Consider the following 21,456-nt stretch of genomic DNA (forward strand, 5'->3'; position numbering starts at 1 on the left):
GTTGCCGGCGTCGGAACCGACGGGCTTAGGGCCGGACCGCCGCAAGTGCCCGACATGACCGAGCCACTCGTCGCCGAGGATCTGCGCAAGTCCTACGGCGACACCACGGCGCTCGACGGCGTCTCGCTGTCGGTCGGCGAGGGCGAGGTGTTCGGACTCATCGGCCCCAACGGCGCGGGCAAGACCACGCTCGTCCGGTCGCTGACCGGGACCACGGAACCGGACTCGGGGACCGTCTCGGTGTTCGGCACCGACCCCCAGTCCGCCGACCGCCAGCGCCTCGGGTTGCTCCCCCAAGCGTTCGACCCGCCCGAGCGACTGACCGCGCGCGAACTGGTCGCGTACTACGCCGGACTGTACGACGAGGCGCGCGACCCCGACACCGTCCTCGCGGAGGTCGGTCTCGACGCCGCGGACGACACGTGGTACGAGAACCTCTCGGGCGGCCAGCAGCGCCGGACCTGCGTCGGGACGGCGCTGGTCAACGACCCCGACCTGCTCTTTCTGGACGAACCGACCACGGGCATCGACCCGGCCGGGCGGCGCGCGCTCTGGACGCTCGTGGAGGACCTCGCGGACCGGGGCACCACCGTCTTCCTCACCACCCACTCGATGGAGGAGGCCGAGCGACTCGCCGACCGCGTGGGCCTGCTGGCCGACGGCGAACTCGCGGCGGTCGGCCCACCGTCGGACCTCGTGGCCGAGTACGGCGGTCGGACGCGAATCGTGGTCGAGTTGGACGCCGACGCGGAATCGCCCGCCGATTCCGCCGACGGCCGACCCCCGTCTGCCCGCGCCGCGGACGCGCTCGCCGCCGCCGACTTCGAGGTTGAGGCCGCCGAGGGGCGACTCGTCGTGACGGGCGTCCTGCCCGAGGACATCGGCGCGGTCGTCGCGGCGCTGAACGACGGCGGCGTCGCGTACGACTCGCTGACGTGGACCGAACCCGACCTCGAAGACGCCTTCCTCCAGTTGACCGGCGAGTCGGTCGCGGCGGGTGAGGGCGTCGCGCTCGGGCGGCCGGCGGACGCGGTCCGCGGTGAGGACACCGGCGACGACGGCGAAACCGCGCTCGCGGGAGGTGACCGATGACGGCGACCGGTCGGGTCCGCGCGGAGGCCAGCGCGGCGTGGCGATCGTTCACCCGGCGGCGAACCGCCGTCTTCTTCACGTTCTTCTTCCCGGTCATCCTCATCCTCATCTTCGCGGTGCTGGTCCAGACGAATCCGGGCGGCGGCGGCCTGTTCTCTCGACCGTCGGGCTACTACCTGCCGGGCTACCTCGCGGTCGTGGTGCTGTTCACGCCGCTCTCGCGGGTCGGCTCGGAGGTCGCGCGCCACCGCGAGGGCAACCGCTTCGAGAAGCTGGCGACGACGCCGCTCTCGCGGGCCGAGTGGCTGCTCGCGCACACGCTGGTCAACGTCGCAATCATCGGCATCGCGGGGCTGCTCATCCTCGTGTTGATGGCGCTGGTGACCGGCACCGCGTCGCTGTCGCTCGGTCCCGCGAATCTGGCGCTCGTGGCGGTGTTCGTCGCGTTCGCGGTCGCGTTGTTCTGCGGTCTCGGCGCGGTGTTGGGCGGTCTCGCCGACTCGCAAGACGGCGTCATCGCCGCGAGCAACGCCATCGCACTCCCGCTGCTGTTCCTCTCGGAGACGTTCGTCACGCCCGACCTGCTTCCGGAGTGGTTCCGGCCCGCCGTCAATCTCTCGCCACTGGCGTACTTCGCTCGCGGGGTTCGGGACCTGACTTACCAACCGCAGACGAAGTACGCGTTTCCGCCCGCGGCGAGTCCGTTCACCGACTGGCCGACGCAACTCGCTGTCCTCGCGGTGCTGACGCTCGCGTTCTTCGTCGCCGGGACCTACGCGATTCCCCGGACGGACTGACCGGGTTTCGGACCGTCCGTTCGCCGAGGTTCCGTTTCGGTCCGAGCGAAAACGACGCTACCGGGGTCGAACGTTCCGAGTACTGCGACCGCCGAGCCTCAGTCAGAAAACATTTACCGGGGCTGGCCGGACCACGTGCCATGCATTCGCGACCGCTAGCCGCCCTCTCGCTCGGCGTCCTCCTCGTCCTCGCGGGATGTGCGGGCAGTGGCTCCGCGCCCGGAGCGACCGACTCGCCGTCCGCGACTGCCGGCGTTGCGACGACCGACTCCGAAACCTCGTCCGTTACGTCCGCCACGTCCACCGCGTCTCCAACGACCGTCGCCGGGACCGAAACCACCACCCGAGCGTCCTGCTCGCTCGACGCGAACGCGACGCTCTCGTCGGTGTCGAAACCGGAGACGCTCTCCGAGGCGACGGCCCGTAGGGTCGCCGAGACAGTCGCCTCGCGCTACCAGTCGGCCCGCGTGGACGAACACACGTACTTCAATCACCACACGACCGTTTCCAGCGTCGAACCGGCCGACGGCGGTTATCGGGTCGCCCTGCGAGGCGAACTCGACTACGACGAGCGCGGTGGCGAGAACGCGACGGTCGTCCACGTCCACCGACCGTACTCCGTCACCTACCGCGTGACCGACTGGGGCGTCGTCCGGCGCGGCGAGGCCGGGGCGACGGGTACCGTCGTCTGCTGGTAGCGTCGCCGACTCGGAGTCGCACCGTTCACGTCGATTCAATTCTCTTTTGCGAACAGTCGCTCCCGGAACCCGGCCGACTCGGGCGTCTCCGCGTCCGTCTTATCCGTCACGCGGACGCCCCGCAACCGCAGGATTTCGGCCGCGTCGTCGGCGTCGCGCTCGGTCGGCGTCTCGACCTCGAACGAGTCGCGGGCCTCGTCCTCGAAGCGGACGCGAAGTCGGTCGTCGCCCACGCGCTCGACGACTCGCACGTCGCGCAGTCGGGCCGTCTTCGTCCGCGTCGAGCGGTAGACGACGACGAGGAGAGCCAAGCAGGTGACACCGAAGACGACCAGCGAGAACGCGTCGGGCCGTCCGGTCAGCACGTCCCGAAACGCCCGCAGAATGCGCCCGAGGAACGACGCCGTGCCGAACAGCGAGACGACGAACAGCAACCGCCGACCGGTTTCGTTCCGCGTCCAGCCGTCGCGCCACTTCTCCCGTACCAGTCGGCCTGCGGACCCCGAGATTTCGAGGCGACCGTCGGCGACGGTCGCGATTCCGGAGTCGGTGCGGAACGTCCACTCGTCTGTCACGACTGTTCGGTCGTCGCCGAGCGTCTTATGTCGATTGGTCGAACCGAACGTCGCCGAAAATACTCGGCGGTTCCCCGTCAGTAGCCGAGGTCGGCCAGTCGCTCGCGGATGTCTGCGGCGTAGCGGTCGTCGCCGAAGTACAGCAGGTGTTCGAGGAGCGGAACGATTTGGTAGGCCCCGCGGCGCTCGTCCCAAAACCCGGCGTCGATACCGCGCTCGTCGTCGTACGTCTCGAAGAAGACGTCGCCGAACGACCCCGCGAAATCGACGTAGGCGAGTTCGACCTCCGCGTGGCCGAAGTAGCAAGTCGGGTCGAGGAACGCCCGGACCCGCCCGCCCCTCGCGATGACGTTGTTCGCCCACACGTCGCCGTGGAGCAGGGCTGGCGGCGGGTTTTCGGGGAGCAGCGAATCGAGGTCGGCCGCGAGCGCGTCGAGTCGGTCGGCGAGGGATGGCGTGAGCAGGCCCGCCTCGGAGGCCTTGCCCGCAAAGTAGCGGAGTCGCCGGTCGCGGAAGAACGCGACCCACGAGTCGGTCCACGGGTTCGGTTGGCGATACGGACCGGTCAGGGTGTCGCGCGGGAAGCCGTACCTCCTCGACGGGTCGCCGTTCGGTCCGTCCCGCCCCGTCGGGCGCTCGCCGTGGAGCGCCGCGAGGTGGCGGGCGGCGTCGCGCTCGACCGCCGGAGTGATTTCGCTGTCACCCTCGACGTACTCCAGAATCAGCAGGTCGTCGGCACGGTGGTACACCTCGGGCACCGGTAGTCCGCGGTCGGCCAGAAATTCGAGCACGAACGCCTCGACGCGGAGGGGCGTCTCGCCGGTCTTGGCCGCCACGGTCCGGCCGTCCGCGAGTGTGACGCGGGCGACGCGGCCGACCTCGCCGCCGTCGAGTTCCGCGACGGATTCGACCGCAGTTCCGAGCGCGTCTGCGACGCGCTCTCGGAGCGAACGCGCCGGAGCGTCGTCCGACGCCCCGGCGCGGTCCCGACTCATCGCCGCCCGGCGACGAGCGGTGCCAGCGCCATCGCGTACTTCTCGACGCCGTAGACGTGGTTGAGCAGGAGGTAGGTCACGATGCCGAGCGCGAGGCTGAGTCCCCACGCCGCGACCGCGATGCGGCCGACCTTCGCGTGGGCGGTATCCCGGAGTTCCGACGGGGTGTGGCTCAGTCCGAGGACGACGGCGTGGACGACGACCGGGACCGACACCGCCGAGAGGACGATGTGGACGGCCAGCATCGCGATGTAGGCGTAGTAGGCCAGTCCGGCCGCGTCGATGTGCTTCTCGCCGCCCCCGCCGAGTTTCGTGAGGTAGAGGACGAGAAAGAGGATGATGAGCGAGAACGCGGTCAGCATCGCGGCCCGGTGCTTGCGAACGTCGCCCCGTCGTATCCAGCGCACGCCGAGGACGATGGCGGTCAGCGCGAACGTGTTCACGACCGCGATAGTGTGGCTCAGCAGGTCCACCGTCGCGCGTTCGAGTTCCGGGTAGATGGGCAAAACGCCCGCGAACGTCCCGAGAACGAGGACGTAGCCGAGTACCGAGAGGACCGCGGTCACGGCCCGCGGGTTGTCCCTGACCCGCCGCTTCGCAGTCGAAGTAGCCATGTCCGGGCGTTAGGACTACCGTCCCAAGTGTGTTCCTGTCCGCCCTCGGGGGCGCGGAGGTCTCGTCGCGCCCACTGCACCCGTTCCACCTGCCACAACCGGCCCACGCGAACGTTTAAACCACAGGCCGGGACGAAACTGCCTCGATGGAGGCGCTCGGCGTCCGAATCGGTCTGTCTGTCGGCCCCTCAGCGGCGGCGCTCGCGTTCGTCCTCGGCGGAATCGCCCTCGGGACGCTGAGCGGTCTCACGCCCGGCCTCCACGTCAACAATCTCGCGCTCCTGCTCGCGTCGGTCGCGCCCGCGGTGCCCGGCCCGCCGCGTCTCGTCGGCGCGGCGATGCTCGCGGCCGGGGTCGTCCACTCGTTCCTCGACGCCGTGCCCGCGCTGGCGCTCGGGGTGCCCGACGCCGCGATGGCCGCGAGCGCCCTGCCCGCCCACCGACTCGTCATCGCCGGGAGGGGCCGCGAAGCGGTCAGGCTCTCGGCGCTCGGGAGCGGCCTCGCCGTCGCACTCGCAGTTCCCCTCGCGATTCCGGTCACCAGAGCGATGACGGTCGCCTACCCAGTCGTACGCGCACACCTGCCGGTCGTCCTCGGTCTCGTCGTCGCGTTCCTCCTGCTCACGGAGGGGTCGCTCCGCGCCTTCTGCGGCGGGGCGGCCGGGTTCGCGGGGAGCGCCGCGCTCGGGCACGGCACCCTCGACCTGTCGCCCGCCGCGCCGCTCGACGCTGGCGGGATGCTCACGCCGCTGTTCGCCGGACTGTTCGGCGCGCCGGTCCTGCTGGAAGCCGTATCGGGGTCCGGCGTTCCCGAGCAGGACGACGCGACCGTCGCGGCCTCCCGGCGGACGGTCGGCCTGACTGCGGCGGCCGGGAGCCTCGCCGGAGCGGTCGTCGGCTACCTGCCGGGCGTCTCGTCCGCGGTCGCGGCGGTGCTCGCGCTCGCGCTGGTGCCGGGTTCGACCGACGCCCGCGGGTTCGTCGTGGCGACCAGCGGCGTCAACACGGCGAACACGATTTTCGCGCTCTTCGCGCTCTCGGCGCTCGGCACGCCTCGGACCGGCGTGATGGTCGCGCTACGGGAGGCGAACGCTCCCGTCAACCTGCCGCTGCTGCTCGCCGCGGCGGGAATCGCCGGCCTCGCGGGCTTCCTGCTCGTCCTCGCGCTCGGCGACCGCTACCTCCGAACGGTCGGGGCTATCGACCAGTTCCGCCTCTCGGTCGGCGTTCTCTGCCTGCTGGTCGGGCTGAGTTGGCTCTTCGCAGGGTGGGTCGGCGCGGCGGTGTTCGGCGTCGCCGCGCTGGTCGGCCTCGTGCCCGCCCGGTTCGATGCCCGGCGCGTCCACCTGATGGGTGTGTTGCTCGGGCCGCTGATGCTCGGCGCGTGACGGCGGTTTCACCGACCTCGACCGTCTTCGAGAGCCCGTTTGGTCCGGCGGTGACGGTCCCGAAACATCGGCTCGAAGCCGACCCACCCGAGCGGGCCGAACAGGTCGCCGACCACCGGGAGTCGATACTCCACCCGGTCGCGCACGAGCGTCCGGTCCTCGCCGTCGGCGTAGAAGTAGTGCGTGTGGTGCCACTCCGGGAACGGGCCGCCCTCCATGCGGTCCTCGAAGACGGCCGCCCCGTCGTTGGCCTCGCGGCGGACGATCTTCGAGGTCCACCGCTGGCGCGGACCCACGTCGAACGGGCGCATCGATAGCCGAATCGCAGTGCCGGGTTCCAACACCGCGCCGTCGCCGAGCGCGCTCCCGTCCGGACCGTCGATTCCCTCGACCCGGAGGTGCATCCAGTCGGGTGTAAGCGCCTCCAGTCCTTCGACTTTGGAGTGGAACGCCCACACCTCGTCGAGCGGCGCATCGACCCGGACCTCGCGCTGGTAGGTGGCCATCGGTTCGGCGTAGGGACCGCAGAACCCCAATCCTTGCGGTCACCCGCGGCGAAGACGGTGGTCGCACTCAGTCGCGGGCCAAGACGACGAACGCGCTGGTCAGCACAGCGGCGACCCCGAGCGCCGTCGCCGTCGCGTACGCACCGCGGAGGTAGCCGACCACTGCGACCCCGGCGAGCGCGATCGCGAGGACGAGCAGTGGCGACGCCGCCGCGCGAACTCGGCGGCCGAGTCGTCCGGGCCGGAGCGTCATCGTTCGGTCGCCACGCGGTCTGTCGCGTCGGCGGTCTGCTCGGCGAAGGTCAGCGACTCGCCGGTTTCGGGGTCGAAGTAGTGGAGTTTCGACCGGTCGAACTCGATTCGGATCTCCTCGCCGACCGTCACGACCTCGTCGGGTTCGACCGAGGCGTTCAGCGACCGGCCGTCGCCGACGGTGAGTTCGAGGACGGTCTTCTCGCCCTGCGGTTCGACCACTTCGACCGTTGCGGGGTAGCCCCGCTGGGCGACCGAGACGTTCTCCGGACGGACCCCGAGCGCGACCCGTTCGCCGATGCGACGCTCGACGTTCGACCGGTGGGCTTCGGGAACCTCGTGTTCGAAGCCGCCGTAATCTACGACGAGTCCGCCCTCGCGCTGGCGCAGGGTGCCTTCGAGGAAGTTCATCGACGGGCTCCCGAGGAAGTCCGCGACGAACATGTTGCGCGGGTTGGCGTAGACGAACGTCGGTTCGCCGACCTGCTGGATCTCCCCGGCGTCCATCACCGCGATCTGGTCGGCCAGCGTCATCGCCTCTATCTGGTCGTGCGTGACGTAGACCGTGGTCGTGTCGAGTTCCTCGTGGAGTTTGTTGAGTTCCGCGCGCATCTGGACCCGCAACTTCGCGTCCAAGTTGCTCAGCGGTTCGTCCATCAGGAACACGTCGGGGTCCCGGACGATGGCCCGTCCCAAGGCGACGCGCTGTTGCTGGCCGCCCGACAGTTCGGACGGTCGGCGGTCGAGCAACTCCTCTATCTGGAGGAGTTCGGCCGCGTCGGCCACGCGCTCCTCGATAACGTCGTCGTCTGTTCCCTGCTGTTCGAGGCCGAATCGCATGTTCTCCTCGACCGACTTGTGGGGGTAGAGCGCGTAGTTCTGGAACACCATCGCGATGTTGCGCTCGTAGGCCCGCCGGTCGTTGACTATCTCGTCGCCGATGGAGATCGTTCCGTCGGTCGCGCGTTCCAGTCCCGCGACGAGTCGCAGGGTCGTCGTCTTGCCACAGCCCGACGGTCCCACGAGGACCGTGAAGCTCTCGTCGGGGATGTCCAGCGAGACGTGGTCGACCGCGACCACGTCCTCGAACTCCTTGACCAGTTCGTCGAGCGTTACTTCGGCCATGTGTAGCACCTCATTCTTTGACAGCTCCTTGGGTCAGTCCACTGACGATGTACCGCTGGAAGAACAGGCCGAACAGGATGCCCGGCAGGGCCGCGATCATCCCGCCCGCGGCCAAGTGCGCCCAATCGACGAAGTCGTCGGCGACGAACAGCGAGACGGCGATGGGCAGCGTCTGGGCCTGCTCCGAGGAGGTGAGGACGAGCGCGAAGACGAACTCGTTCCACGAGAAGATGAACGCGAGGATGGCGGTGGCCGCGATACCGGGCTTGGCGACCGGGAGGATGATCTTCACGAACCCCTCCCACTGCGAACAGCCGTCCACCTGCGCTTGCTCGTCGAGACTCTCGGGTACGCCGTCGAAGTAATTTTTCATTATCCACACCGCGAACGGGAGGTTGAAGAACGTGTACGTCAGGATGAGCGCGATCTTCGTGTCGTAGAGGCTCCCGGTCAACCCGCCGATTATCGGCGGACTCGACATGATGGAGAAGAACGGCACGATGAGCGCGATGGGCGGAATCATCCGTGCGCCGACGATGGAGAGGAGCAACGCCTTGTTCCCCAAGAAGTCGTGGCGCGAGAACGTGTAGCCCGTGACCGTCCCCAGAGTGACGCAGATGAGCGTCGTCGTGCTGGCGACCACGAGGCTGTTGAACGTGTACAGCTCGAACGGTCGGTTGGCGAAGATGTCCACGTAGTTGCCGATGGTCGGCTGCTGCGGGATGAAGTTTATCGGGAGGCTCAGCACCTCCGAGGTCGGCTGAATGCTCGTGATGAGGATGTAGTAGATGGGGAACCACACCACGAACACGTACACTCCGAGCAGGCCGTAGGCCACGAGTCGCTCCCGGACCACGCTCGGCCACTCGTTGTCCGTGTCGAGACCGAACCCGTCGGCGATTCTGTCGAGGTAAGAGGTTCTCGTACTCATGTCGAATAGGGAGTTTCACCGAACACCTTGTACAGCACTGCGACGATGGCGAACGTGACCGCCAGCAGGACGACGCCGAGGGCCGCTCCCTCGCCCGACCGCTGGAACACCATCGCGGTCCGATACAGCCACGAGGCCCAGACCTCCGTCGCCTTGCCGGGGCCGCCCTGAGTCATGACCCAGACGAGGTCGAGCGCGCGGATATCGAAGATGATGCGGATGGTCAGTGCGACTAGTATCGACGGCTTGAGGAACGGATAGGTGACGTTCCGGAACCGCGACCAGCGACTCGCGCCGTCCACCTCCGCGGCGTCGTACAACTGTTCGGGGACGTTCTGGAGCCCCGCGAGCAGGATGATGATGATGAACGGCGTGAACACCCACACGTCCGCGACGATGAGCGCCATCATCGCCAGCGTCCCGTCCGAGAGGAACGCTATCTTGCTGTCGATGAGACCCGACTGCACCAGAACGCCGTTGATCGCTCCGTACTGGGCCTGAAACATCCACCGCCACATCAGCCCGCTCATCACGTACGGCAGAATCCACGGCACGATTACCGCCGTCCGCAACCACCCCCGGCCCGCGAGGTCCTTGTTCAACAGGAGCGCGATACCCAAGCCCAACAGGAACGAGATGGTGACGCTGAACCCCACGTAGACGATGGTGTTCCACGTGAAGTTCACGAACGTCGGATTGAGGACGCCGAGCCAACCACCGGCGTCGCCGAACAGCAGGTCGACGAAGTTCTCGATGCCGACGAACTCCTTGGCCCCCGTGATGGGGTTGGTCCAGAACAGGCTCGACCAGAACAACTGGAGCGTCGGGTAGACGATGATGCCCGCTATCCAGAGAATCGTCGGCCCCACCGTGAGCGGAACGAACAGCCTGTCGAGCGTGCGGCGTAGCGATTGGTTCGATTGCGACATAAAAGAGGTGGCGCGGTTACAGGATGCCCAAGTTCTTGTAGAGCTGCCGGATGTTCTGCTCGGCGGTCTGTAGCGCCTGCTTCGGCGGCTTCTTCCCGAGCAGCGCCGGCGTTATCTGGTTCGAGAGGTAGTTGTCCACCTGCGGTTGGGCGCGGTAGGTCTCGCTCTTGGCGTGCGTGAGGTTGTACTGCTGGACGTCGAGCCACTTCTGCGGGAACTCCTGCTTGACCTCCGGCATGTCGTAGACTTCCGACACGGGCGCGGGGTTGCCCTCGGTCACCATGTCGGTCTTGAGCGACTCGGTGGTGGACATGAACTGGGCGAACCGCTTTGCGGCCTGCTTGTTCTGCGAGAACTTCGAGACGCCGATACCGTTGGTGTCTTGGAACGTCGCGCGGCTCTGCGGGCCTTTCGGCGGCTTGGCGACGCCGAGACGCTGTTGGCTCCAGTCGTCGGAGTCCCACGCGCGACTCGCCAGCGGGGTCCACGACTCGACGGTGGCCAGGCTCCCGCCGATGAACGCGTCGCCGACCGGTCCCTCGCCCATCGTGGAGATGCCGTCCGGGATGACGTTCTGCTTGCGGAGCGGCGTGAGCAGGTTGTTGAACACGTCGACGCCCTTGTTGACGAACGTCGGTTCGTTGTTGTCGTTGAACAGTTGACCGCCCGCCTGATAGAGGAACTGCTTGAACGTGAACACGTCCTTGTTCGCCCACGTGAACGCGAACCCGGACTGGTTCCCGTCGCTCATCTTCTTGCCCTTCTGGATAATCTGGTCCCAGTTCTGGGGCGGTTGCTGGATGTTGTTCTGCTGCAGCGCCTGCTTGTCGTACAGGTACGTGCCCCACTTGCCCAACTGCGGGGCCATGTACGCCTGTCCGTCGAACTGGATGAGTTCCTGCAGGTTCTTCGGGTACTTCGAGACGTGGTCGCTCGGTAGATCGAGCGGGACAATCCAGTTGGCCGCCACGAAGTCGGCCAGCCACCACGTCGGCCCGTTGAACGCGTCGACCTCACTCCCCTGATTGCGCCACTGCGTGATGAGCGACGTCTTGAGGTTCGACCACGGCACCTCGTTGACGTTGACCGTGATGCCCGTCTCCTCTTCGAATCGCTGAATGTTCTTCTCCGTACCGGGGTCGTACTGCAGGCTCCCGGCGTTGTAGAAGGTAATCGACTTGTTCTGAGCCAGTGCGGAGGCGCTCCCCGCCACACCGGCCACACCCGTTGCTCCCGTCGCTTTCAGAAAGCTTCTGCGTGTCTGTTTCATGACTGCCCCCAAATCCCACCCCCAATTCCGCATCCATGGTAATAAGAATCACGGCTACTGCCCACAATGAACAGTAATATTATCGGAGACGCGGCGCTACGGCATGAACATAATCATGGTTAATGACAGTCGGTCGCCCGGCAAATACTGACTGTCACGTCGAAGCTTTATATACGCAGGGCCGTTCTCCACTGCACATGGTATCGGAGCGCGCGACGCGAACGACCCCGTTCGCCGCGATGGACGTTCTCGAACGGGCCAACCGCATGGACGACGTGGTACACCTCGAAGTGGGCGAACCCGACTTCGACACGCCGGCAGCAGTCACAGATGCGGCAGTTGCAGCGCTCCGAGCGGGCGAGACCGGCTACACCTCCTCGAAGGGCAAACCCGAACTCCGGGAAGCTATCGCGGCGTACTACGACCGGCGCTACGGCGTGGACGTCTCGCCCGAGCGCATCGTCGTGACCTCCGGGTCTTCGCCCGCGCTCCTGCTGGCGTTCGCCGCGCTGGTGGACCCCGGCGACGAGGTAGTGCTGACCGACCCGTACTACGCCTGCTACCCGAACTTCGTGCGCCAGACCGGCGGGCGCATCTCGACGGTGCCGCTGTCGGCCGACGACGGGTTCCGGCCGCGCGTGGACGCCTTCGAGCGCACGGTGAGCGCCGACACGGAGGCGCTCTTGCTCAACTCGCCCGCGAACCCGACCGGCGCGGTACTCTCCGGTTCGACGCTCGACGAACTCGTCTCCGTCGCCGACCGAGCGGACGCCACGGTGGTCTCCGACGAGGTGTACCACGGCCTGACCTACGAGGGCGAAGACCACACCGTCTTGGAGTACACCGACGACGCCTTCGTCGTGGACGGCTTCTCGAAGCGGTTCGCCATGACGGGGTGGCGACTCGGCTGGATGGTCGCGCCCGAGGAGTACGTCGGCCACGTCAACCGCATCGCCCAGAACACGCTCATCTGCGCGCCGAACTTCGTCCAGTCGGGCGGCATCGCGGCGCTCGAATCCGGCGACGACTTCTTGGACGACGTTCGGGACACCTACCGGGAGCGCCGGGACTTCCTCGTGAGCGAAGTCGAGGACTGGGGCCTCAGCGTGGGGTACACGCCGGGAGGCGCGTACTACCTGCTGGTGGACGTCGGCGACCTGCCGGGCGACGCGTTCGACGCCGCGGACTTCTTCCTCGAAGAGGCGGGCGTGGCGATGACGCCCGGTCCGGACTTCGGAACCAACGCCGAGGAGTGTCTGCGCATCTCGTACGCCAACAGCGCCGAGCGACTGGCCGAGGCGTCCGAACGGGTTCAGCGCGCACTCGAGAGCGTGGAGATTACGGCCGCCGACTGACCCGCTTGCGGGCGGGTTTGGGACACTTCTTCATTGTTTAGATGCCGATAGACGTTGGTTAGCTACGGCGCGTCGCCGTGAGCGACGCGCCGACCGCGCGAGGTCTCGCTGAGCGGAGCGAAGCGAGACCCCGGAAGACGCGGGCCGTCTCCTCTCGAACGGACCTCTCGGTCATGCCCCACCCGAGACAGAAATCGTCCCGTACCGACCTACTTCAGGCGCTCTTGGAGGAACGACGGATGCGCCGCGGTCACGCCCTCGATGTCCAGCATCTTCTCGCTGATGACCTCGCCGACGGCGTCGCCGTCCGCCGCGCGGACCTCCGCCATAAGCATGTGGTCGCCCGACGAGGAGTAGAGCGTCTCTACTTCGTCCAGCGCCTTCAGGTCGCGGGTCGCCTCGACGTACTTCTCGCTGGCGACGTCCATCCCGACGAGCGCGATGGACTTGCTGGAGAGTTTCTTTGGGTCGATTTCGGCCGAGTACCCCACGATGACGCCTTCGTCTTCGAGTTTTTCGATGTACTTTCGGACCGTGGGCTTCGAGACGTTCGCCCGGTCGGCGATTTCGGCGTAGGACGCTTGGGCGTCCTCTTCGAGGACCGAGAGGATTCGGTCTTCCGTAGACTGTGTACTCATTACCAGTCTATTTCGGATACGGGAAAAAATACCTTCCGAATAGGAAAACGGTTCGAGTGCTGACCGAACACTCTTTTGAAACCGGAATCGGCGGCGTACCGGTGGCCGTTCGAGGACCGGACGACGATGCCGAGCGGAAACGACTCGTTACCGACGTCGCTCCCGTGGCGACTCTTCGGGTTTCCCCGCGACGGCCACCTGCTTTTTCCCCGCTGACGGGGTAACGGAGGGCATGGTACGACGTTCGCGCCGACGGTTCCTACAGGTCTCGCTCGCCGGAGTCGCCGCCGGTCTCGCGGGGTGCGGCATGCCCGGCGGTGGCGGCGAAGGCGGGGAAGGCGGAGAGGGTGGCGAAGGTGGAGAAGGCGGCGAAGGTGGGGAAGGCGGAGAGGGTGGCGAAGGTGGGGCGCTCGGTGGCGAAGGCGGTGAGGGCGGCGAAGAAGGCGGGTAGACGTCAAGTGAAGGCGAACGACGGGCGGACGCGTCGCTCGCTTCTCCCGCGGACGGCGAACCGGTCGCTCACGGACGAATCGTCGCCTCGAAAAAGCGGGAATCGCAGACGGCAAAGCGACGTTACTTGTGGCGTTCGAGCAGGTCGTAGCTGCGCTCCCACTCGTAGTCGTCGTCGAAGTACCGCTCGGCCAGCGGCTCCTCGGGCATGTCGCCCGTGGCCTGCTTCTCCTCCTGGTAGGACGGTCGGTCCTCGTCGTGGTAGAACCGACCCGTCAGAACCTCGCCCTCGTAGAGGGCGTTCTCGGCCTTCTGCATCATCTCCGACGCCTCGCCGCGGTCGGTGATGTCGAAGTCGTAGTCGTCGCTGTCCTGCACGTCGATGTACGGGACGTACTGCTTGGCGTCCTTGTTCCACGTCGGGCACTGCGTGAGGAAGTCCACGTGCGCGAACCCGTCGTGTTCCATCGCCTCCGTCAGGATTTCCTTCGCCTGGTTCGGGTTGACCGCCGCGGTCCGGGCGACGTACGAGGCCCCGGAGGTCAGCGCGAGCGACAGCGGTCGAATCGGCTGTTTCGCGCTCCCGTGGGGCTGGGTCTTCGACTTGTGGCCCTTCGGACTGGTCGGGGAAGTCTGACCCTTCGTCAGCCCGAAGATCTCGTTGTCGAAGACGATGTAGGTCATGTCGTGGTTCTCGCGGGCGGTGTGCATGAAGTGGTTCCCGCCGATGCCGTAGCCGTCACCGTCGCCACCTGCGGCGATGACTTCGAGGTCGGGGTTGGCCATCTTCGCCGCGCGAGCGACCGGCAGCGCCCGGCCGTGGATGGAGTGGAACCCGTAGCTCTTGAAGTAGCTCGACAGCTTGCCCGAGCAGCCGATACCCGTGACCAGCAGGGTCTCCTCGGGGGTACGACCGACTTCGGGCATCGCCTGCTTCAGTGCCTTCAGGACGCCGAAGTCGCCACAGCCCGGACACCACGTCGCTTGCGGTTCGATTTCGGGCGTGAACTCGTCTCGGTCGATCTCTCGTTCCTCGCCGATTGCGTTGAATGCACTCATAATTAGTCACCCGTTGCGGATTCGATGCGGACGTTGTACTGGCTCAGGTCGGCCTCCCCGCCGATTCGGCTCTCGAAGCCGGAGACGACTTCCCGAGGCTCGAAGGGGTTGCCGTCGTACTTGAGCAGGCTGTACAGTTTCTCGCCGAAGCGACCGAGTTGGCCCTGAACGTGGCGGCGGAACTGCGCCGTCGCGTTCATCTCGACGACCAGCGCCTCGTCGACGCTCTCGAGGAACGCGGTCACCTCGTCCTTGGCGAACGGCATCATGTCGCTGACGTTCATTGCCTTCACCGAGTGGCCCTGCTCGTTCAGTACGTCGACGGCCTCCTCGACGACGCCCTTGGTACTGCCCCAGCTGAGGATGCCGTACTCGGCGTCCTCGGGACCGTAGACCGTCTGATGGTCGGCGTTCTCCGCGAGTTCGTCGCGGATGGACTCGAGTTTCGACATCCGGCGGTTCATCTGGAGGACGCGGTTGTCCGGGTCCTCGCTGATGTGTCCGACCTCGTTGTGTTCGTTACCCGACGCGAGGAAGTTCCCGCCCTTCTGGCCGGGGATGGAGCGCGGACTGACGCCGCCGCGCTCGCCCTCGTCGTCGTACATGTACCGCTTGAAGCGACCAGCCTCCTGTACGGCTTCTTCGAGGTCCTGCTCGGTCGTGACGCTGCCGATGTCGGGGTTCGGCTCTTGGTCGAAGACCTCCTCGGGGACGGTCTGGTGGCCGCCCGAGAGCTTCTGGTCGTAGATGACGATGGACGGAATTTGGTACTCGTAGGCGATTTCGAACGCCTTTCGCGTCTGTCGGTAACACTCCGCGGCGTCACCCGGCGCGAACACGACGCGGTTCGAGTCGCCCTGACTCGTGTACAGGACGTGTTCGAGGTCGCCCTGTTCGGGCTTGGTCGGCATCCCGGTCGAACCGCCGGCGCGCATCGACTCCACGAGGACGATGGGCGTCTCGGTCATCTCGGCGAGGCCGAGCGGTTCGGACATCAGCGCGAAGCCGCCGCCGGAGGACCCGGACATCGCCTTCGCGCCGGCGTGGCTCGCACCGATGGCGAGCGACGCCGCGGCGATTTCGTCTTCGACCTGCTCGGAGATGCCGCCCATCTCCGGCAGGTGCTGGGTCATGATGGTGAACACGTCGGTCCACGGGGTCATCGGGTAGCCCGAGATGAACCGACAGCCCTCGTCGAGCGACCCGTAGGCGATGCCGTGCGAGCCGGAGACGAGGACCTGCTCTTCGTCCTGCGTGCCGGTCGGGGCGCGCAGGTCGTGGGTGTGTTCGTAATCCTCGTTGACCGACTCGTAGGCCTCCTCGAGAATCTGGATGTTGGCCTCCAGCACGTCGCCGCTCATCGCGTCCGACATCAGACCCTTGATGTGTTCGAGGTCCATGTCCAGCAGCGCCGCGGTCGCGCCCACGCCCGCCGTGTTACGCATAACCTCGCGGCCGTGTTCCTTAGCGAGTCCTCGCAGGTCGAGGTCGTAGACGTGCCAGTCGTTCTCCTCTGCGCGCTCGTCGAAGTTCTCGATCTCGCTGGCGTCGAGCAGTCCGGAGTCGTAGACGATGACGCCGCCCTCGCGCAGTTCGTCGAGATTCTCGGTCAGCGGTTTGATCTCCTCGTTACCGTAGTAGGCTTCCTCCTGGGGGTTCCGCGCGAAGCTGTCGCCCAGCGCCAGCAGGAAGTTGTAGTTGTCTCCTCGGGACTTTACGGGCTCGTCCTTCGCCCGAATCTCTACGTACGTGTGGCCGCCGCGGATGCGCGACGGGTAGTGTCGGTGCGTGAAGACGTTCAGCCCCGAGCGCATCAGCGCCTTGGCAAAGTTCTGGCTCGTCGAGTCGATTCCGTCTCCGGAACCGCCTGCGATTCGCCAGATGAGTTCGTCATCAGTCATATCTGTTGCTCACGGCCGTTAGGCCCAGTGGTTGAAAGTAAATCGGGGAATCAGTAAAGCCTTTGCTATAGATTAGCAAGGAATGTTCATGAGGGATTGGCGGTAATGGCGGCTTCCTGACCTGTTTTCGCTCGTTCCGTTCGTTGCGCCGGTCGCTGGTGCATACGACGACCCATCGTTCATTCCGAATAGTTACACATAAGTTTATAAGAAAAAGAAAGGCAAACCAACCGCATGTCGAAGCCGACTTTGGTCGCTATCGCCGTTCTCCTCGTCGTAACGACCACTGCCGCCGGAACGCTCGCTACGAACGATACCGCGCCCGTGAACGACGCGACCTCCTCGAACGAAGCACCGCTCGCCGACGCAGGTCTCGACCAAGACGTACGGCGAGGTGCGACCGTCCTCTTAGACGCCACGGGGTCGCGCGACCCCGACGGTCGCATCGAACGCTACGAGTGGTCGATTCGAACGCCGGCCGGCGACGAGATTACGCCGGACTGCGCCGACTGCGCTCGGACGCGATTCACGCCCGCGGAGACCGGCCGCTATCGCGTCACGATAACCATCACCGACGACGACGGTGCGACGCGTTCGGACACGCTTTACGTGGACGTGTCGCCCGGCGCGGCCCCAACCGTCTACGTCTCGGGACCGACGAGTCCCACGAAAGGCTCCTCGGTGACCTACACTGCGAACGTCTCCGCCGGAGCCGCCGCACTCGATTACGTCGTCTGGCGAGTCTCCGGGAATCGAATCGCCAACCATTCGCTCTCGGCCGGACAGACGACCGACACCGTATCGAAGTACTTTCCAACTGCCGGAAACCGCAACGTGACCGCCACCGTGTACGACGCGGACGGGCTGGCGGAGACGGGTTCGCTCGCCGTCGCGGTCCGGTCGGAGTCCGAATCATCCCCCGGACCACCTTCGGATTCGCCGACCTCCGGCGCGAAGACCGCCGACCGGAACTCACCACAGATTACTGGCGATCAACTCCTCACCGGTGCGAGACCGTTCCGCGGCCGATACAACGTTCGACTGGATGCCCCGAGCGGTGCCGTCGCGTCGGTGGAGTGGCGAGACGGCGCTGGTCGCATCGGCAGAGGCCACTCGTTGACTCGGACGTGGGAACCCGGCGATCACGAACTCTACGCCGTCGTTACGTACGACGACGGCTCGACGAACGTCGCCACTTTCGCCGACGGAACGACGACGGTCACGGTTGACGCGGAACCGAACGTGTCTTTCGAGTCGCTCGGCCGGTACAGTTCGATTTCGGGAACCGTCAAAGGACTCGACGAGTACGGAAACTTGAACGGACTCCGCGTCGAGGTAGATGGCGAAGTCGTCGCCGTGGCGGGGGCGACCCTTCGGGGTAACCGCCTCCCCGAGTTCGGTCGCCAGCGGAAACTGCGTTTCTCCCACGACGATTTCACGCCTGGCGAGAAACACACCGTGACCGTGGTTGCTTCCGACGAGCGCGGCCAAACGGTCCGCGCTAGCCGTGAAATCGTCCCTGTCGAGAAACCCGAAATCGTCCGGTCTGAGTTCGTCAACGGACCGGTGGATTCGTATCACGAACGCATCGACCCCGATCGGTACACGGCACATCACGTCTTGGAGATTGATTTAAACGGAGTTGACCCTGAGAAGGTGGATGTTATGTTACAACCAAGTGATGATAAACTATCGAAATTGGGGACGGAGAAATATTCAGAAGAAACGTCTTATTCTATGGGTGAAATACTCATACATAGTTATTGGGCTGGAGCAATACCGAATACATATTATATAAATGCGAAGATGTCGATAAGGGGTTTCAGAGAGAATTCGAGCGGGAGTGTTACTCGATACAGCAAATTCCAAGTAACACCTAGCAAGCCAGAACTCCGCTTGAACGTCGTCAACGACGGGACGGAGAACTACATCACGAGAGACCACGGTATCTTGGTGAACGCGTCCGGGTCGTTCGATCCGGATCATACCGACCTCAAGTACATCTGGAAGTACGGTGCAGAACCGACGAAGCCCGACAATACGACGGCTAAGTTCCGCTCGTACGAACGGGCCGCGAGTATCGTCGAGGATGAATACGACCTAAAATCGAAGCGGAATTTCGATTTCCTGAACTACTTCGTCCCGGACGTCTCTAACACGACGGTTCTGACCGAGAAGCCCTACTCCGACGAGGAGACGGTTCGGGTCCGCATAGCAACCGAGCCGTACCACTTCTCGAAGCAAACCTACTACGAGGACTTCTCGTTGGGAATTTCGGTATCGAACCCCGCAGCGGACGTGATAGAGTGGAAGACTGTCGAAGCAGAACAGAGCGGACACTCAGACGCGACAGAAATCCCGTACCGATACGTCGGCATTGTCGAGATTCCGACTGAAGCGCTCGCTTCGACTTCGTCGTCTCAGACGGTGACTGTCTACAACGAGGAGAACACCCGGAAAAAGGTCGAGATGAGTCTGCCGGAAATCGCCGTTTCGGGGGACAAGAAGTACTGGACCGACGTCACAGTCCAAGATCTCTCGTATCTGGTCGAGAAGCCTCGCACGAGGAAGGTGACGGTCGATACAGCGGAGAGGCGAAACGAGTATCTCAAGCAAGGATACCAAATTGAGCGCAAGAGCGAAGAGGCGAACTACGTCCTCGAGGAGCGTGTCAAGACTCGAGATGCGAAGTACGAAACCGAAACGCAAGAGTTCGACAGCCAGCGTCTCCGTGCGATGTTCTTGCAATCCTCGAACGAGTGGTACGCTTCGGGACGTTATCAGACCAGGGAAACGAGAACCGAGAACGCATCTAGATGGTATCCAGTTTCGGGAACGCCGTTCGAAAAGAAGTGGCACGACTCTAGCCCGTGGAACGGTGAACGAACCGGGAATATCCGTGAAGTGAAGGTCGAACCTGCCGAGTACCGCACGCAGCGCAAGTACCGTTACGAAAACGAGATCGAGAAGACGAAGACGATGACGGTTTGGCGGACCGGGACTCGTTGGGTCACGAAAACCGGGACGCGGACGGTAGAGCGTTGTAGTCTCAAATTCGGCTGCTACGACGTCACCGAGCGATACACGTACAGGACGACGGAGACCTACACTTACCGGACGACGAAGACCTATACCTACACGATTACGGAAACTGAGAGGTACTGGGCGACGTCGAAGTACGACCCCGACCATACGTTTACCGGAAAGACGAGACGGACAAAAATCTCGGACGCCGTCTACGAGACCCGATTCGAAGTGAAGTACAAAAGCCAGACGACAGAGACGGTGACCCACTACGAAGCAGCGCGTGAGAAGAAGGTTCACGGTGCAGTCTACGAGTGGCGAGGTAGGACCTCGACTACGGACCTCATGCTCGCTAGAAAGCAGGTTTCCGGCAGAGACGACTGGCGGATGATAGAAGATCGAACGACTACGTGGGTCCTCGTTCAGCAAGATGGAACGACGACGCTCTGGACGCCGATTTACGAAACGAAGAGCAACGTCGTCAAAACGAAAGCTGTCGTCGATGGAACAGTGGTTACCCAGTCCTACGACTCTGAGACGGGTAAATTCACGGAAAAGAGGAAGTCCGCCTCGGACGAATTCGTATTCGAAGGCATGAAGAGTAAAAACAATATAGAAGAAATCATAACTAACGGCGAGGGAACCATCGACTGGTGTCGAGTGAAGGTCGCCTGTTCGTCGTCTAATGGAAGTAATTAAACCGAAATGAGATACCGAAATTTGTACGTCGCTTTCGGGGTACTCCTCGTGGTCAGTATGTCGATTTCCACGGGGATTGTCGCCGCTGAAGCGATGCAAGTCGGGAACGAAAACCGGAAAGTTGAGTCTGCCACGAACGCCAAGTACGCGGTTTCGTTCGACGAGGGGGCATCGACACTCGAAGTTGTGATGAGAAATCCGACTGACAGAGAAATTCAACATGGTCGATATGTAGTCACAGTAGACAAAAAACGGGTTTATGCGGAGAATCTAAACCTCTCTGAAGGTGAACGACGAACGAAGCACATCAACATCACGGACGGGATAAACGTCAATCGAGATAATCACACCGTCGTGTTCTCGACCTACGGCGCACACACGCAGTTCAACTTCACGCGAAAGATCGACTCGGCAAATTCGGGACCAATCCCGACACCGTACATCGCCGATGTGGAAGTTACGGAGGGAACCATCGACGGTGAACCGTCCACGGTCGCCAACGTGACGCTCGTGAACCCATCGGACCAGATCTACAGCACGAAGCTCATGGTCCACACGGTCGGAACCGACGGTAGTCGCTATCCCGCCTCGGTTCGGCCAGGAGACACCCGGACGATTACCGTCGAGTTGCTCGACGACCGCGGTGCAAAGATCGCGGGAGAGGCCCGGCTCTACACGGACAATCTCACCGACCCGTCCAGCGGAATCGATCAAGTGGAGTTCGCTGGCCAAGTCGGGACGGAGACGCGAGTCTGGAACGCCTCGTACGAACCCGTGCGACCGACGTGGATGCAGAACAACTACGAGTATCACAACGACAGTTACGCTCCCGGTCCCGCGACGAAGCTTAGCGGCGGGCACGAACTCGCCGGAGTCCCGGTGGTGTATCTCCTCGTCGGCGTCCTGTTCGGACTGTTCGCGTTTCGGAAGCTCCGCTGAGGAGACTTACGACTCTTTCGTGCGGATGATTTCTCGCATGTTCAGGTAGATGTCCCGCGGCGTAGTCTCCTCGTCGGGGTCGTAAAGGTCGCTGATGCGGTAGAGAATGGCAGCGACCATCCTGCTTTCGGAGCTTTCGGCGCGGATGTCGTCGGCAATCTCTCGGAGCGTCTCGACGCGCTCCGGGTCGGTCTCGCTCGTCGCTTCGTCGTCGGACAT

General features: G+C 64.5%; 20 protein-coding genes and 1 pseudogene. 8 read left to right on the plus strand and 13 right to left on the minus strand.

Annotation, left to right across the window (positions count from 1 at the left end; genetic code table 11):
* Window positions 1–54 precede the first annotated feature (54 nt).
* From M0R88_RS13425 to M0R88_RS13435, 3 genes are all read left to right on the plus strand, one after another.
* Window positions 55–1,092, plus strand: coding sequence for an ABC transporter ATP-binding protein (locus M0R88_RS13425; RefSeq protein ID WP_248654007.1), 1,038 nt, complete (start codon window positions 55–57; stop codon window positions 1,090–1,092).
* Window positions 1,089–1,889: an ABC transporter permease gene (locus M0R88_RS13430; RefSeq protein WP_248654008.1), complete on the plus strand. Its 801-nt coding sequence runs from the start codon at window positions 1,089–1,091 to the stop codon at window positions 1,887–1,889. Before M0R88_RS13425 ends, M0R88_RS13430 begins: the two co-directional genes overlap by 4 nt.
* Window positions 1,890–2,029: 140 nt before the next feature.
* On the plus strand, window positions 2,030–2,587 hold the full coding sequence (locus M0R88_RS13435; protein WP_248654009.1) for a hypothetical protein: 558 nt from the start codon (window positions 2,030–2,032) through the stop codon (window positions 2,585–2,587).
* 35 nt (window positions 2,588–2,622) lie between these two features.
* On the opposite strand, the gene M0R88_RS13440 is transcribed toward M0R88_RS13435, so the two are convergent.
* The 3 genes from M0R88_RS13440 to M0R88_RS13450 all read right to left on the minus strand — a co-directional run bounded on the left by M0R88_RS13440 (window position 2,623) and on the right by M0R88_RS13450 (window position 4,771).
* Window positions 2,623–3,162, minus strand: coding sequence for a hypothetical protein (locus M0R88_RS13440; RefSeq protein ID WP_248654010.1), 540 nt, complete (start codon window positions 3,160–3,162; stop codon window positions 2,623–2,625).
* Window positions 3,163–3,239: 77 nt separating this feature from the next.
* Entirely contained in the window at window positions 3,240–4,157 is a 918-nt protein-coding gene (locus M0R88_RS13445; RefSeq protein WP_248654011.1) for a fructosamine kinase family protein, read from the minus strand.
* Window positions 4,154–4,771, minus strand: a complete 618-nt coding sequence (locus tag M0R88_RS13450; protein WP_248654012.1) for a DUF420 domain-containing protein — start codon at window positions 4,769–4,771, stop codon at window positions 4,154–4,156. The genes M0R88_RS13445 and M0R88_RS13450 overlap by 4 nt, the downstream gene beginning before the upstream one ends.
* A gap of 146 nt (window positions 4,772–4,917) precedes the next feature.
* Here M0R88_RS13450 and M0R88_RS13455 point away from each other — a divergent pair, with 146 nt between their 5' ends.
* Window positions 4,918–6,159 carry a tripartite tricarboxylate transporter permease gene (locus M0R88_RS13455; RefSeq protein ID WP_248654013.1) on the plus strand — a complete coding sequence of 414 codons (1,242 nt, stop codon included), beginning with the start codon at window positions 4,918–4,920 and terminating at the stop codon, window positions 6,157–6,159.
* 8 nt (window positions 6,160–6,167) lie between these two features.
* Here M0R88_RS13455 and M0R88_RS13460 read toward each other — a convergent pair whose 3' ends face one another.
* The 6 genes from M0R88_RS13460 to M0R88_RS13485 form a co-directional block, all read right to left on the minus strand.
* Complete coding sequence (locus M0R88_RS13460) at window positions 6,168–6,665, minus strand: SRPBCC family protein (protein ID WP_248654014.1); 498 nt, start codon at window positions 6,663–6,665, stop codon at window positions 6,168–6,170.
* A gap of 67 nt (window positions 6,666–6,732) precedes the next feature.
* Window positions 6,733–6,918, minus strand: coding sequence for a hypothetical protein (locus M0R88_RS13465; protein ID WP_248654015.1), 186 nt, complete (start codon window positions 6,916–6,918; stop codon window positions 6,733–6,735).
* The gene (locus tag M0R88_RS13470) at window positions 6,915–8,042 is read right to left on the minus strand and encodes an ABC transporter ATP-binding protein (RefSeq protein WP_248654016.1); all 1,128 of its coding nucleotides are present in this window, start codon (window positions 8,040–8,042) and stop codon (window positions 6,915–6,917) included. The genes M0R88_RS13465 and M0R88_RS13470 overlap by 4 nt, the downstream gene beginning before the upstream one ends.
* Window positions 8,043–8,052: 10 nt before the next feature.
* Window positions 8,053–8,973: a carbohydrate ABC transporter permease gene (locus tag M0R88_RS13475; RefSeq protein ID WP_248654017.1), complete on the minus strand. Its 921-nt coding sequence runs from the start codon at window positions 8,971–8,973 to the stop codon at window positions 8,053–8,055.
* Window positions 8,970–9,902 carry a carbohydrate ABC transporter permease gene (locus tag M0R88_RS13480; RefSeq protein WP_248654018.1) on the minus strand — a complete coding sequence of 311 codons (933 nt, stop codon included), beginning with the start codon at window positions 9,900–9,902 and terminating at the stop codon, window positions 8,970–8,972. Before M0R88_RS13480 ends, M0R88_RS13475 begins: the two co-directional genes overlap by 4 nt.
* A 16-nt stretch (window positions 9,903–9,918) precedes the next feature.
* Window positions 9,919–11,205 (minus strand): sugar ABC transporter substrate-binding protein, encoded by a 1,287-nt coding sequence (locus M0R88_RS13485; protein ID WP_368409350.1) that lies wholly within the window; start codon window positions 11,203–11,205, stop codon window positions 9,919–9,921.
* Window positions 11,206–11,369: 164 nt separating this feature from the next.
* Here M0R88_RS13485 and M0R88_RS13490 point away from each other — a divergent pair, with 164 nt between their 5' ends.
* On the plus strand, window positions 11,370–12,527 hold the full coding sequence (locus M0R88_RS13490; RefSeq protein WP_248654020.1) for a pyridoxal phosphate-dependent aminotransferase: 1,158 nt from the start codon (window positions 11,370–11,372) through the stop codon (window positions 12,525–12,527).
* A gap of 209 nt (window positions 12,528–12,736) precedes the next feature.
* Here M0R88_RS13490 and lrpA1 read toward each other — a convergent pair whose 3' ends face one another.
* Window positions 12,737–13,165 (minus strand): HTH-type transcriptional regulator LrpA1, encoded by a 429-nt coding sequence (gene lrpA1, locus M0R88_RS13495; protein WP_248654021.1) that lies wholly within the window; start codon window positions 13,163–13,165, stop codon window positions 12,737–12,739.
* A gap of 232 nt (window positions 13,166–13,397) precedes the next feature.
* Here lrpA1 and M0R88_RS13500 point away from each other — a divergent pair, with 232 nt between their 5' ends.
* Window positions 13,398–13,616 carry a hypothetical protein gene (locus M0R88_RS13500; RefSeq protein ID WP_248654022.1) on the plus strand — a complete coding sequence of 73 codons (219 nt, stop codon included), beginning with the start codon at window positions 13,398–13,400 and terminating at the stop codon, window positions 13,614–13,616.
* Window positions 13,617–13,738: 122 nt separating this feature from the next.
* Here M0R88_RS13500 and M0R88_RS13505 read toward each other — a convergent pair whose 3' ends face one another.
* Both M0R88_RS13505 and M0R88_RS13510 read right to left on the minus strand, forming a co-directional pair.
* Complete coding sequence (locus M0R88_RS13505) at window positions 13,739–14,674, minus strand: thiamine pyrophosphate-dependent enzyme (RefSeq protein ID WP_248654023.1); 936 nt, start codon at window positions 14,672–14,674, stop codon at window positions 13,739–13,741.
* A 2-nt stretch (window positions 14,675–14,676) separates the two neighbouring features.
* Window positions 14,677–16,575: a 2-oxoacid:acceptor oxidoreductase subunit alpha gene (locus M0R88_RS13510; RefSeq protein ID WP_248654024.1), complete on the minus strand. Its 1,899-nt coding sequence runs from the start codon at window positions 16,573–16,575 to the stop codon at window positions 14,677–14,679.
* Window positions 16,576–16,809: 234 nt separating this feature from the next.
* Here M0R88_RS13510 and M0R88_RS13515 point away from each other — a divergent pair, with 234 nt between their 5' ends.
* Both M0R88_RS13515 and M0R88_RS13520 read left to right on the plus strand, forming a co-directional pair.
* Window positions 16,810–20,298 (plus strand): PKD domain-containing protein, encoded by a 3,489-nt coding sequence (locus tag M0R88_RS13515; protein ID WP_248654025.1) that lies wholly within the window; start codon window positions 16,810–16,812, stop codon window positions 20,296–20,298.
* 57 nt (window positions 20,299–20,355) lie between these two features.
* On the plus strand, window positions 20,356–21,237 hold the full coding sequence (locus tag M0R88_RS13520) for a hypothetical protein (protein ID WP_248654026.1): 882 nt from the start codon (window positions 20,356–20,358) through the stop codon (window positions 21,235–21,237).
* Between the two features lie 6 nt (window positions 21,238–21,243).
* Here the strand turns inward: M0R88_RS13520 and M0R88_RS13525 are convergent.
* Window positions 21,244–21,432 (minus strand): annotated as a pseudogene (locus M0R88_RS13525) (DUF7976 family protein); the annotation flags it as partial.
* Between the last annotated feature and the right edge of the window lie 24 nt (window positions 21,433–21,456).

Origin of the sequence: Halorussus gelatinilyticus (assembly GCF_023238445.1) — an archaeon.
Classification (GTDB): Archaea; Halobacteriota; Halobacteria; order Halobacteriales; family Haladaptataceae; genus Halorussus; species Halorussus gelatinilyticus.